The organism is Pseudobacteroides cellulosolvens ATCC 35603 = DSM 2933 (genome assembly GCF_001262605.1).
Taxonomy (GTDB): Bacteria; Bacillota; Clostridia; order Acetivibrionales; family DSM-2933; genus Pseudobacteroides; species Pseudobacteroides cellulosolvens.
The window spans coordinates 4228641-4241907 of record NZ_LGTC01000001.1 but is presented as its reverse complement, the minus strand read 5'-3'; the positions used below and the strand labels follow the sequence as shown (position 1 = coordinate 4241907).

Sequence of the window (13267 nt, the reverse complement as noted above, 5' to 3'; positions counted from 1 at the left end):
TTTCTTATTTTGTTAATATATTGCTTAAAGTCATGAAGCCTGTAATAAGTGCCAGTAAGCCGATAGTTAATATCCAGGATATAGGGCGGGCCCAGTTATTTGTCCAACCGATGCCAAACCTTTTCTCAACGACGATGGAAGGATCGTCAGGATTGTAGTAAAAGAGGCCAAGTTTCCAATATTTATCATCATCTCTTCTTGAGATTTTGTTTCCAACAGTAGAACCACTACCATCCTTATTTGTGAAAAGTCGGCTTCCACCCTGGCCGGTAGTCAAAGATAGAATTATAGCTCCTGTAACTATGCCAAAAACAACAACAAGCGGAAGACCTGATATAACCAGTTTGTTTTTTACAAGACCAAACATGGATAACTGAAGAGATCCAATCATTGCAGTCAGAACGAATCCGGTAGTAATTATATATATAGACCACATATACCTGAAACGCCTGTTTTGATGGGCTGATTTTCCAGGGTCAGCAGGATCGATAATCTGTTTTGCTTTCCCTATCATCCAATAACTGAATACCATAATAATCATTATAAATGCTTGTACCATTGGTGCCCAGAGTAATGTCTTATATGATTTTGGCATCCAGCCTCTAACTTCACCGTTAAAATCCCAGCCTGTAGGTATTCTGTCGGGTATCTTATCATATAGTACATATGTTGAAATTATTGTTATTATAATTACTAAAGCATATAACAAAAACCACAACGGGGAAGCAATGAACTTTTTATTCCTAAAACTGGTATCCACAATTACCACTTGGGAACTTTCATCAACCCAGTTCATTTTGGATTTTATAGTTTTCACTTGATTGTAGCTTTTAAAGTAAAAGATATACATTATTGCAACCATTAATAGGATACTCGCAGGAAGGAAAGAGTAGGTAGTTTCACTTTGAATAATAACAGCTGGCAATAATGATGCTATTGATAACAATCCGCCAGTTAAAAGTGTTTTATTCAGGTATGATTTTTTTATTCCTATTATTTCAGGATTGGAATGTGCATCTTCAGGAATACATACACCAAAGCATACAGCCTTTCTTGTAATATATGGATTTATTGCAAGTAAAATCAGTGTTGGAATATAGCATGTTAAGTAAAGTAGCAGAACAACTAAAGTCTTCATAGTTTATTACCTCCCGTTTGTTTTAAGGCATGATTGAAATATTACTAACCGTTTTGAGCGTGTGTTGAGGAGTTAAGTTAACACGAAAGCCAAATTATACGGGAAGTTATATTTGGGGCATGCCTAACTCAGTAAAAATGTCTTTGCAAATTATACTAAACTCATCAATGGTCATGCCTCTGCAAAAAGCTTCGGTAATAATGGGTCTAATATTGGATTTGAGCTGACTAAGATACTCATCTGTAACTTTTAAGTCTTCAGATGAGCTGACAACAACACCTTTTTGTCTGTGAATTATTATGAAGCCATCTTGTTTTAGCATAGTATATGCCTTGTTGACAGTATGCAAATTTATACCCAAATCCGATGCAAGCTGTCTAACAGATGGAAGGGGCTCGCCCGGTACGAGACTGCCGGTTGCAATACCCTCAATGATTTGCATTTTCAACTGTATATAAATTGGTGTTTCTGATTGAAGATCCAATTTTAGAATCAAATTATCACCTCGATTGTTATAAAAAATATATCTGTTATATATATACTATAACAGATATATTATGATGTCAAGATGAAATAGGCAAAAAGTATAAGTACAGCACCCAGATACTCCTGGTAAAAATTCCACATTCTAAAATAAGCAAATCATATTGTTTTTTCTCAAAGTATTTGCTAAATTAAAATTGATAAAGATACTAATTTTATAGCATATCTAAAATTGTTGTTATTTTTTATGCCTGAGAAATTATAGTGTATGCTACACCATAATTCTCACGACAACAATTAAGGTTGCAAAATCACTTTGTGATTTTGTTCGTGAAATTCCAGTTTGCAGCCCAAAATATAATAATAATGGGGGACACTATGAGAAATAATTTCCGTTCCAAAATGCTATGTTTAATTATTGCTTGCACTATGGCATCAGCTTCTTTGATTGGTTGCAGCAGCAAGTTGGCAGAAAATCCTGAAACAGGCAGTGGTGATAAGCCTACATCTACAGCTTCAAATGTAAGCACACCTGTGCCTCAGCCGTCAGAATCCGAACTTCCGCAAGCAAAACCTTCACCTGAGCCGGTAAAGGCTAAGGCACTTTTCCTGTCTTCATGGCCGCTTAGCATCAAGAGTAATGTTGATCACTTTATAGAAGTGGCAAAAACTACTGAAATAAATGCCTATGTTATAGATATCAAGGATGATACCGGTTATGTAAGTTATCCGTCAGATGTGCCTATTGTAAAGCAATATGGAACTTATCAGCAGAGATTTAAGATAGAAGAAATAGTTAAGAAATTTAAGGAAAATGGTATTTACGTAATAGGAAGGATAGTGTGTTTTAAAGATCCGGTAATATCAAAGAAAAAACCTGAATGGGCAGTAAGAAATAAATCGGGAGGCTTTTTAATCCATAACGGCATGACATGGGTTAATGCATATAATAAAGAAGCTTGGAAGTACAATGTAGATATAGCGAAGGAAGCACTTTCAAAGGGAGTAGATGAGATACAATTTGATTATGTCAGGTTCCCGGATGGAAATAAGTCTAATATGGTATTTCCAGGTGCGGGTGATAAAAAGCTATATGAAGGAATCAATGAGTTCCTCGCATTTGCAAGAAGTGAAATGCCTGATGCCGCCCTATCGGCAGATGTGTTTGGAATAATATGTGAGAGCCCAAATGATACCGAAAAGATAGGCCAATACCTTGAATATATTGGAAAAGATGTGGATTATATAAGTCCAATGGTGTACCCATCCCATTATTATTTGGGACAGACAATTAACAAAATTATGTTTCCAAAGCCTGATTTAGATCCATACAATGTTGTCTATAACACACTGAAAAAAGCAAAAGACAGAATTGCTGCAGTGCCTGATTACAGGGCTAAGATGAGACCTTATTTACAGGATTTTACCGCTTCATGGATAGGTTCGGGAAATTATATGAAATATGGTGCTGAGGAAGTAAGACAGCAAATTAAAGCAGTTTACGATGCCGGTTATGAGGAATGGATCTTATGGAATTCAAATGTTAAGTATTCAGAGGCTGCTTTAGAAAAAGAATAGAAAAAGAATAAATTATTAAGGTTGAAAAAGCGTCTGAGTTGCCAGGCGCTTTTTCTATGTATAGAGAAACTTTAGAAAAATATTGTGCAGGATTTTATAAAACAATGTAGAATTATATTTTTTAGAGATATATAGTTCCTGAGTGCTATTTTGATCTGTTTTTCACAACACTCCAACAAAAATTACCTAGAATATCCTATGCATTTATAAAGCCAATCTAATTGTGGCATTTTCCTATTGTACTTTTATATTATTTATAATTGTAGATATATTAAATGTGATAATCTTTACATTTGTCTGTCTCAATTCTCGCTAAAACAGTTTGTTATTTGCTCTAACAAATCTAAGATTAATAACACTTTAATATAGAAAGGCTATAGTATGAAGTTTAATTTTATAGATTTAAAATCTTATGAAGCTCATAATGCTTGTAGAACCTTACGATTAATAAGCTTTGCGGGAGCACTTCTTTCGCCGATAATAACGTTTTTTTGGTATCCTCCATCCGGTTATTTTGCAACTGTTTCATGCATAATTTATATTTTGATATTTTCATCTTTGTTTATTTTAACAATAAAAAATAACTTTGTTAAAAATAATGCTGCTTTTTTTCTGATATCACTATATATTATCACTTCGGGAGCGACTATATTCTTTGCATATGTGAATAATTTCATGGATATACAATTATGGTTAATTAGTTTTTTGCTGCTTATAACCACATTCTCTATGAATAATACAAAATTCATCAAGGTATATTTAGCTACTATGCTTATTCTTACAATCTCAGTCTTATATTTGTTGAAAGATCCTATTGTAAGCAGGGAAAAGTCTATTATAATTCTCGTAATATTTATAGTAGTGGGCTACACAAATATCAAACTCAGGATAACCTATCAAAACATATTAAAAGAAAAAGAAGAGCACTACAGAGGCCTTGTAGAGAGTTCCCTGATTGGCGTGTTTATAATCAAAAATAAACGTTTGATTTATATCAATCCCTACCTTGAGCATTTATTAGGCTATAGTTTGGAAGACCTGCAAGATATTGATGTGATAAATTTGTTCCATGGTGATGATGAATTAGATGTATTTAATACTCTCAATTCAGGTCCAAATAAATCGCTTGATGATCATTATCAGTTCAGAATTCATAACAAGTATGGTGATATTATTCATGTTGAGATTTCGTTCGCTTTCTTAAATGATGAAAACAGTGTTTCGTTTATAGGAACCGTTCTGGATATAACAAAGCAAAAAAAGGCCGAGGAACAAATTAGGCATATGGCTTATTATGATGCACTGACATCCCTTCCAAACCGTCATATGTTGACCGATTATCTAAGTCAGCGTATTGTTATGAATAAAGCTAACAATCACAGAGTTGCGGTAATATTTATCGACTTGGATAGATTCAAATTGATAAATGATACACTTGGTCATAATTATGGAGATAAGCTGTTGCAGGAAACTGCCCTGAGATTAAAAAGCTGTATAGGTCAAAATGATATTGTCTCCAGATATGGCGGGGATGAATTTGTTATTATTATTGATAATACCGATGAAAATTCCGTATCCCAAATTTCGAACAGGATAGTATCACAATTTGTAAATCCTTTCAAGCTGGGAAGCAGGGAGGTTTATACAACGCCAAGTATCGGAATAAGTTTCTACCCTGAAGATGGACAAGATGTGGATACCCTCATTAAAAACGCTGATACTGCAATGTACCGTGCAAAGGATAATGGGAAAAATAACTACCAATTCTATACAATGATGCTAAATAAAGAGGTTTCCAGGAAGATGGATCTACAAACTTCGTTAAGAAAGGCTCTTGATAAAAATGAATTTGTTCTTCATTATCAACCCCAGTTCGACCTCAAGTCAGGATTAGTATATGGGTTAGAAGCACTTTTAAGATGGGAAAGTCCTTCAAATGGACTTGTTTCGCCCTTAGAGTTTATACCGTTGTGTGAAGAAACCGGACTGATTATTTCTATAGGTGAATGGGTAATAGATGCAGCATGCAGGCAGAACAAAATATGGAAGGAAGCAGGATATCCATTTAATCATATTGCTGTAAATGTATCGGCAATTCAACTAAAACATCCAGGCTTCTATTACATGCTGACCGATACTTTAAAAAAGCTGGGAATGGATCCTCAGCATTTAGTGTTAGAGGTAACGGAAAGCGTTATGCAGGATTTAAATACTTCTGTGGTTATCAATAAGCTTATTTCCTCCGGGATAAGAGTTGCTATTGATGATTTCGGCACTGGTTACTCATCGTTAAGGTTACTTAAGAATGTTAAGCCAAGTATAATAAAAATTGACCCTAGTTTTACAAGAGATATTATTAAAAATAATGATTCTCTTGTTATATTAAAACATATATTGAACATGGGACATGAATTGAATTGTATAATCATTGCAGAAGGCATAGAGTATGAACAACAGGTATCATTATTAAATAAGCTTGGCTGCGATATCGGTCAGGGATATCTCTTTAGTAAGCCTCTTCCAGGCGAAAGTATTAAGAAATTCTTTGACGATAAATTGTTAACACACTTCTAATACGAAGATGCTGTAATTTAAACTTTTTACCGGCTTGACCTTTTGGGAAAAATGTGGTAAAGTATATCAGCAATTGAATAGTAAATTTAAAGAAACGACACATGTGGTGCTTTTGCACGTAAATCTGATTACGGTACAAAGGCGTGAGTGTGTCTTTTTTGTTGTCTTAAATAGGGCAGCAGTCACTTAACAAAAGAAAGGGGTATTTTTTATGCCAACAACAAATTTTCAGAGAGTGGTTTTTGCTTTTTTGTCCGTAGTTATTACGGTACATCTATTCGTGTTTTATAATCTTGCTATTGAGATGGGGGGGATGTTAAATAAGGTATTTATAGAGTCTCGAAAGGTAGTCCCTATTGAGTTTATATTTGCATTTTTACTACAAATATTTATTGCAGGTCCTCTTTCGTTAAAAATAGCTTTCAGCATTGTAAATCCAAGAGAGGAAAAACCATATATAGTTACAACAGCAATCATATGTTCAACAATCATTTTAATGTGTCCAATGATGAGCTTCGTAGCAACGATTCTTTATAATGGTATTACCCCAGAGTTCCTCGCACAATGGATGCAGAAGATAGTTTTTAATTTTCCATTCGCATTTTTTTCACAGTTGTTTTTTATACAGCCCCTTGTAAGATTCCTTTTCGGTATCATTTTTAAGAAGCAATTAAGAAAAGCAAGGGAGCATGCCGTAAATTATCAACCATAAGTTGAATAAATATGAGGGCAACTTATTTTGCCAAAGTATTTATATAAAAAATTTTCCAATTCCCTCCTTAAATTTAAAAAACCTCCGAACAATATTTATATTATTTAGGAATGATGAAATGTTTTCTAAATAATATCTTACAAAACTTATTATACGAGGAGGGAAACTAATGAAAACAAAAAGATTTGGGGAATTCTCAAACAAAATGCTTTGCATTCTTGTGGTGTTATTTACCATAATGTTTGGAGTTTTTACCCAGTATGCACTAGCAGATGAAAAGAACTCGCTGACGGAATATGATGTTACTTCACCAACAAGACAGGTAAGAATTGACTTTATAACAGCTGGCGATTCAACCAATATGCGTTGCGATTTTGCTAGGGCAGCAACGGCAGTATGGCATTGGGCAGATGGAACAACTACAGCGGCAGTTTCCGGTGAACCAATTACCAAGAGTGGATTGGGAGATGGAGCACACCTGAATTATCTAACGGTATCAAATGGCTCGGCATTAACCAGATTTGGAGCCGGTAATGCGGGACGGGGTCATCTTGTATTGATAAGCGGTTTGCAAAACTGCCCTAATATGAAAATACTGTATGCATATCAGGAAAATTCTTTAACTGCAATTGGTAATACAAGCTCTACGATAATCAGAGAATATCACCTTGCGGGCACCAGCATTAGTGCAGCTGAGTTGGACGGAATCTTTGCCGATGCAGTTGCATCAGGAGTACGTGGAGGTATATTATGGGCTAGCAAATCGGGAACCCCTTCAAGCGATGCTGATAAGTTAGCCCTGCAGGAAAGGGGATGGACTTTGTATATTCCTGCATGGATACCCCAGACGCCTAGGCCTATACCTACTTTACCTACATCCACGGGTGAGGTAAGAATCGACTTTGCTACAATAGGCGATTCAACCAATATGCGTTGTGATTTTGCCAACACATCAACAGCATTATGGCATTGGGCGGATGGAACAACTACAGCAGCTATTTCCGGTCAACCGGCTACAAAGAATGGGCTGGGAGCTGGAACTCATCAGAATTACCTGACTATATCCAATGGCTTGGCATTAACAAGATTTGGTGCCGGTAATGCGGGAGAGGGCCATCTTGTATCAATAAACGGCTTGCAGAAATGCTCAAATATGGCAATACTGTATGCATATCTGGAAAACTACTTAACTTCAATCGGTGATACAAGTACTGCGATAATCAGAGAGTATCACCTTGCCAACACTAGCCTGAACTCAGCTGAACTGGATGACGTTTTTGCCGATGCAGTTGCATCAGGAGTAAGGGGTGGTATATTGTGGGCCAGCATTTCCGGAACCTCTGTTAGTGATGCGGATAAGTTAGCTTTGCAGGAAAGGGGATGGACTTTGTATATTCCTGCATGGACACCTCAACCAACTCCGCTACAAACTCCGCTACCGACTCCAGCTACTGGCATAACTGAAGGAGCAATTACCTTTATCACCGAAGGAAGCGTTTTTGCACCAGTTATACAGGTTACAGGAGATGCACAAATCACATGGACTTTTGCAGACGGGACAACCAGTTCATCAAATACACCTGTAAAGGACTATGGCTCAGCCGGAACAAGGACTGCTGCTCTTGTGGTTACACCATGGAGTGCTGTGACACGTATTAATATAGGTTATGACGCCGGGGATTCGGGGTCATCATCAATTGAATTTGTACCTGATCAGCATGTGTCCGCTGTTTATAACGTAAACCTGGTAGCACCGTACCTACGACAGTGGTGTTCCTCCTATAATCAGCTTACTTCTTTGGATTTTAGCAATTTCACCCAGCTTGATACTATTGAGTGTTTTCTTTCACGAAGTTTGCAGTCGGTGAATTTGACTAATACACCTGAATTGAAGCGTGCATGCTTTGAGGATTGCGACCTATTGAACCTTGATGTGTCCCAGAGCCCGAAACTTGGAGATCTGCGTGGAGCCGTAAATCAATATCCTTCAATTGAATTCGGTTCTGTTGGAGAAAGTATATGGCATATATGCATCAGAGATAATCCGCAAATTGCGTATCAGCACTTGTTCCAGGATATGAGTGGCTTCCCTGATATCGCCGAGCTCTTAATATGGAACGATAACCAGGCCGGCAGTATTAGAATTCCTTCAACCAGCAGAGACAGAAACATTTCATTCTATGCCGGCGGCAATCGCTATACTAACCTGAACTTGCAGGGGCCCTTCAACGCTCCAACGGTCTGGCAACTGTAGATTTTTCTAACAACCTTATTTCTAATGTTAACTTGACAGGATGTACACAAATTACTAACCTGAACCTTCGAAACAATCAACTAAGTACAAGCGAGGCAGATGAAATACTTGCTGCACTCGATAGCCTTGGAAGGGACAGGGATAGCATTCCTAGCTGGACAGAATTATATGTAGATATCAGCGATGGTGGAAATCAACAGCCTTCACAAGCAGGATATCAATCGGCTTTAAGCCTTTCAAGAAAAGGGTGGACTGTAGTTGCTACAGGTTGGACCATGTTACCGACTTTTCCTATAGAAACAGGCGAGGTTAGAATTGATTTCACTACAATAGGTGATTCAACAACCATGCGTTGTGATTTTGTGGTGCCGGCAACAGCAGTATGGCATTGGGCGGATGGAACTATTACAGAAGCTGTGTCTGGTACATCAGTTACCAAGGGCGGGTTGGGAGAAGGAGCTCACCAGAATTACCTTACTATATCCAATGGAGCTGCATTAGCAAGATTCGGCTCGGGTAGTGCTGGATATGGTCATTTAGTCTCAATAAACGGATTGCAGAATTGTCCGGAATTGGATATTATATATGCATACTTGGAAAGTTCATTGACGTCAATTGGTGACGTATGTGCTACGAAAGTTAATGAATATCATTTGATGAACACACAATTGAGCAGAACTGAGATGGATAGGGTTTTTGCAAATGCAGTTTCAACTGGAGTGAACAATGGCATAATCTGGGGAAATAACAGCGGAACTTCAGCAAGTGACGAGAATAAATCAACATTACGTTCAAGGGGCTGGACCATCTACTAAGTGATGTTTTAATCATTTAAAATACATAGTTCTCAAATAAAATATGGAATTTTGCCCTTGCAGCTGGCCAGGTTGCAGGGGTTTTTCTATTGAGGATAATGTTATAGATACCAAGCTGTAATACAGGTTATTCTAGTTGATAAAATTTAATGGCTTATCAATTGATATTAAGTTTATTAATTACCTATATAAGACCCATATAAGAGCTAATAAGATTAAAACAAACCAAAAAATGACTATATTTCTAATAGTTTTTATACTTGAATTTGTACTTTTGGTATATTGAAGCATTTTTAACAGAATAAATTGATCAATATCCTCTTTAGAATAGTTAATGGCATTCAGCTCTTCATTTTCCTTATCACTAAAGTATTCTTTTTTAAAATCTAATTCATATTCTTCTAAAAATTCTCGTTTGCATTTTTCTATAACATTGTTCATGATAGATTCTCCTGATAGTCTTAATAAGTTTAATATACCAAACTTAACCAGAACATACAATGAGTAAAATGCTATTTTAAAGTCTTTTTAGTTAAACGTAAAGTGTAACTTCGTTGATTTAAAATTAACTATTATTTAGATCATTGAAAGCATGGCTTTTCATATGATATAATAAAATATGGAAATTACTACATGTCTAGATAAATAGAATAATAAATAACATGTTGCCTGATGGCAGTTGGTATTATTTAGCAATGGGCAAGGAGGGTGTAATGAATATTCGTTTTGTAAAGATAATATCCACTGTTGTGATTCTTATGATCAGTTTTTCATTATTTGCAGCATGTGGAATTAGTATTAGAAGTAATCAAAATTCTGCAAATAAGCATATGTCGAGCTCTTTTAAAAAACTATCAAAAGAATTCACAAAAGAAATTGAGTTAATACAAGATCAAACTTTGACGGTTACTTATGATATTAAGGTTATAAGTGGAAGTTTAAATGTAAAGTTTGTAGACCCAAAAGGCACTGAAATTATTGCTTTTGATAAGACTCAGAATGGAATGAAAGATATTAAAATTGACCAAAGTGGAACTTATAAAATAATTGTTATAGGTAAAGATGCAGAAGGTAGCTATGATTTAAGGTGGGAAACACTTTGAGTGAGAGAATTGTCTCTGAACGAGACAAGTGTAAAAACAAAGAACAAATGTGCTTTTATGTAAAAAATATGCATTATATGGTACAGCTTTTCAAGCTGTACTTTTGTTTAATCAAAAATATACAAAGGCTTCAAATTAAAAATTAAATGTCTTCAAAACTTTTTCTGTAAATCATGAATTTCCTTAATAATCTTAGCTCCAAACTATATATTCATTTTTAAAAAGTACGTCTACCTACAGTATAGATAATGTATTAAGAATTAATCTTCTTAAGAATGAGTGCCAATTTCTCAAAAAATAATGTAAAACATAATTGATGGCACACCTGTTTGCAAAATAAAATACTCACAATATGTACATTTTGGTTTGCATACTGATAATATTTAAAGGAGGAATCAATCAATGAAGTTAAAAAATCAAGCAAAATTCGTGTTTCGCATAATTTAATATATGGCCTATATAGGGATATTTTCTAAACTATTTGGTACTATGTTCAAACATGTAAATCATTAGACCATATAAATACTAGTCAGTTAAGCCGTATCAATTTTTTCTGGGCAAATTATATTTATAGTTTATATCCTATGCTTCCAATGCTTATGAAGAATCTAAGGAGAGCTCCGTCACCCTTCCAGGACAGGAATAGTGCCTCATCAAATGAATAATTTCCACGCAGCTAGGATAAAAATTCAAGTGTATTTTGTCACAAACTGAACTAGTTGCGTGTAATATAGTTGAAAGGGGCTGACATAATGAGCAACGCAATTGAGGTTAGAAACCTCACAAAAGCTTATAAAGGTATTAATGCCGTTGATAACTTAAGTATAAATGTACCTGAGGGTAAAATATATGGTTTTTTGGGTAAGAACGGAGCAGGTAAGACTACAACCATACGGATGATTACAAGGCTTATTAAGCCTAACAGTGGAGAAATATTAGTATTCGGAAAGGATATCAGAAGAAATCGGCAGTGGGCCGCTGCCAATATTGGTTCAATTGTTGAATCTCCAGGTTTTTATGAGAATCTTCCAGCCAGATCAAATCTCGAAATAACAGCAACGCTATACAAAACTCCAAAAAGCAGGATTGGCGAAGTACTTGAAATAGTAAACCTTAAAGATACTGGGAAGAAGAAGGTTAAAGACTTTTCATTGGGTATGAAGCAGCGCTTAGGTATTGCAAACGCACTTGTTCATTCCCCTAAAATTCTCATTCTCGATGAGCCTACAAACGGGCTTGATCCCTCTGGCATCAAGGATATGAGGAGCTTTCTAAAAGGTTTATCTCGAGATAAAGGTATTACTATTATGGTGTCGAGTCACCTCTTAAGTGAAGTCCAGCAAATAGCGGACTATGTGGGCATCATCGACAAAGGCAGGCTTGTAGAAGAAACTGATATAAGCAATATAGAAGCAGAAGATCAGAGTTATTTGCTTTTAGAGGTTGATAAGCCTGAAAAGGCTGAATTAGTACTAAAAGATATGAATATAAAGTTTGCCTCAGAGGAAAAGACCATAAAAGCGTTTTGTAAAAAGCATATGAACAGTAGTATAAATTACAATCTTGTTCATAAGGATATAAATGTTTTCAATCTTGCATCAGTAGCCAAAAGCCTTGAAGAAAGGTTCCTCGCAATTACAGACGAAGTTAATTCATAAACCAATTAAGGAATAATTAAAAAGGAGTGCCGAAATGTTTGGATTATTAAAATGTGAATTTAGAAAATTTAGAAGTACCTACATAAATTCCCTCTCATTCCTTGGAATGCTGTTTCCCCTTATTATCCTCGTATTGACATTTGCAATCAAGAAAAATGACTGGATAAAAAGCGGGGCTTACAATTGGGACGGTTTTAACCAGCAGCTTTCAGTATTTTTTATTTTTCTAGTAGGACCTATTATTACCTCATTTATCTCTGTGTTTTCAATTTTCTATGAGTTTCAGGTGAAAACATTGAAAAATATGTTGAACTCCCCTTTTAGTAGGACGAGTATAATAATCTCAAAAATTATATATGTATCATTGTTTGTTATACTTCAGTATGTAGTAGTAGCAGCATTGAATATATTATCTGGCTTTATTCTGGGCTTTGACATGTCATTTGCCAAAGCATGTGAATATAGCCTACGCCTTGTCCTTGCTGGTTTGTCAACTGTTTCACTGGTTCCTTTGATGACACTTGTCACCTTGCTTTTCAAAAACTTCATCCCTGCAATGGTTTTAACGGTTATAGGAACCATTGCTAATGTATTAGCCCTTAACTGGGACAAATCCTATTTGTCACCCTGGGCTATACCTGCGGACATATCGTTTGTAGCAATTTCAAAAAACAGTACCATGAATATCATACATCCCATAATATTTATGTGCATTTACATTGTTCTATTTTCAGTCTGCACGGTTGTTCACTTTAATTTATCAGATCAGAGTGCGTAGCTAAGCTAATCGAGTAGGACTCGCACACCACCGTACGTACCATTCGGTATACGGAGGTTCAATAAGAATTAATGTATTTTAAGATACCTTTCAGTTGTTGTAGGAAAACCTTGTTTCTTGAGTTTCTCATTGGTTAGTGCTTTTGAAAGGATTTGGCTACCCCCTCCAGTAGCC

General features: G+C 35.8%; 11 protein-coding genes. 8 read left to right on the top strand and 3 right to left on the bottom strand.

Annotation, left to right across the window (positions count from 1 at the left end; translation table 11 throughout):
* Positions 1–4: 4 nt before the first annotated feature.
* Positions 5–1138, bottom strand: coding sequence for a DUF1648 domain-containing protein (locus tag Bccel_RS17320; RefSeq protein ID WP_036938537.1), 1134 nt, complete (start codon positions 1136–1138; stop codon positions 5–7).
* A 106-nt stretch (positions 1139–1244) separates the two neighbouring features.
* On the bottom strand, positions 1245–1634 hold the full coding sequence (locus tag Bccel_RS17315) for a GntR family transcriptional regulator (protein WP_036938534.1): 390 nt from the start codon (positions 1632–1634) through the stop codon (positions 1245–1247).
* Positions 1635–1999: 365 nt separating this feature from the next.
* On the opposite strand from Bccel_RS17315, the gene Bccel_RS17310 reads away from it, so the two are divergent.
* The 5 genes from Bccel_RS17310 (at position 2000) to Bccel_RS17290 (ending at position 9554) form a co-directional block, all read left to right on the top strand.
* Positions 2000–3199 carry a putative glycoside hydrolase gene (locus Bccel_RS17310; protein ID WP_050753588.1) on the top strand — a complete coding sequence of 400 codons (1200 nt, stop codon included), beginning with the start codon at positions 2000–2002 and terminating at the stop codon, positions 3197–3199.
* 675 nt (positions 3200–3874) lie between these two features.
* The gene (locus tag Bccel_RS17305; protein ID WP_160317743.1) at positions 3875–5773 is read left to right on the top strand and encodes a putative bifunctional diguanylate cyclase/phosphodiesterase; all 1899 of its coding nucleotides are present in this window, start codon (positions 3875–3877) and stop codon (positions 5771–5773) included.
* Positions 5774–6086: 313 nt separating this feature from the next.
* Positions 6087–6485, top strand: a complete 399-nt coding sequence (locus Bccel_RS17300) for a DUF2798 domain-containing protein (RefSeq protein WP_242857027.1) — start codon at positions 6087–6089, stop codon at positions 6483–6485.
* Between the two features lie 169 nt (positions 6486–6654).
* Entirely contained in the window at positions 6655–8739 is a 2085-nt protein-coding gene (locus Bccel_RS17295) for a PKD domain-containing protein (protein WP_050753586.1), read from the top strand.
* Between the two features lie 32 nt (positions 8740–8771).
* Entirely contained in the window at positions 8772–9554 is a 783-nt protein-coding gene (locus Bccel_RS17290) for a hypothetical protein (RefSeq protein ID WP_050753585.1), read from the top strand.
* 180 nt (positions 9555–9734) lie between these two features.
* Here the strand turns inward: Bccel_RS17290 and Bccel_RS17285 are convergent, their stop codons facing one another.
* Entirely contained in the window at positions 9735–9995 is a 261-nt protein-coding gene (locus Bccel_RS17285) for a hypothetical protein (RefSeq protein WP_036938528.1), read from the bottom strand.
* Positions 9996–10267: 272 nt separating this feature from the next.
* On the opposite strand from Bccel_RS17285, the gene Bccel_RS17280 reads away from it, so the two are divergent.
* From Bccel_RS17280 to Bccel_RS32635, 3 genes are all read left to right on the top strand, one after another.
* The gene (locus Bccel_RS17280) at positions 10268–10657 is read left to right on the top strand and encodes a hypothetical protein (RefSeq protein ID WP_036938527.1); all 390 of its coding nucleotides are present in this window, start codon (positions 10268–10270) and stop codon (positions 10655–10657) included.
* A gap of 752 nt (positions 10658–11409) precedes the next feature.
* Entirely contained in the window at positions 11410–12315 is a 906-nt protein-coding gene (locus Bccel_RS17275; protein WP_036938525.1) for an ABC transporter ATP-binding protein, read from the top strand.
* 34 nt (positions 12316–12349) lie between these two features.
* A complete protein-coding gene (locus tag Bccel_RS32635) occupies positions 12350–13093 on the top strand; it encodes an ABC transporter permease (RefSeq protein ID WP_036938522.1) in 744 nt (247 codons plus the stop codon).
* Positions 13094–13267: the final 174 nt, after the last annotated feature.

Bases quoted from the DNA above. Each gene is read 5' to 3' on its own strand.
- Bccel_RS17285 (WP_036938528.1), bottom strand. From the start codon at position 9,995: ATGAACAATGTTATAGAAAAATGCAAACGAGAATTTTTAGAAGAATAT.
- Bccel_RS17300 (WP_242857027.1), top strand. From the start codon at position 6,087: ATGTTAAATAAGGTATTTATAGAGTCTCGAAAGGTAGTCCCTATTGAG.
- Bccel_RS17305 (WP_160317743.1), top strand. From the start codon at position 3,875: ATGGATATACAATTATGGTTAATTAGTTTTTTGCTGCTTATAACCACA.
- Bccel_RS17310 (WP_050753588.1), top strand. From the start codon at position 2,000: ATGAGAAATAATTTCCGTTCCAAAATGCTATGTTTAATTATTGCTTGC.
- Bccel_RS17280 (WP_036938527.1), top strand. From the start codon at position 10,268: ATGAATATTCGTTTTGTAAAGATAATATCCACTGTTGTGATTCTTATG.
- Bccel_RS17295 (WP_050753586.1), top strand. From the start codon at position 6,655: ATGAAAACAAAAAGATTTGGGGAATTCTCAAACAAAATGCTTTGCATT.
- Bccel_RS32635 (WP_036938522.1), top strand. From the start codon at position 12,350: ATGTTTGGATTATTAAAATGTGAATTTAGAAAATTTAGAAGTACCTAC.
- Bccel_RS17275 (WP_036938525.1), top strand. From the start codon at position 11,410: ATGAGCAACGCAATTGAGGTTAGAAACCTCACAAAAGCTTATAAAGGT.
- Bccel_RS17320 (WP_036938537.1), bottom strand. From the start codon at position 1,138: ATGAAGACTTTAGTTGTTCTGCTACTTTACTTAACATGCTATATTCCA.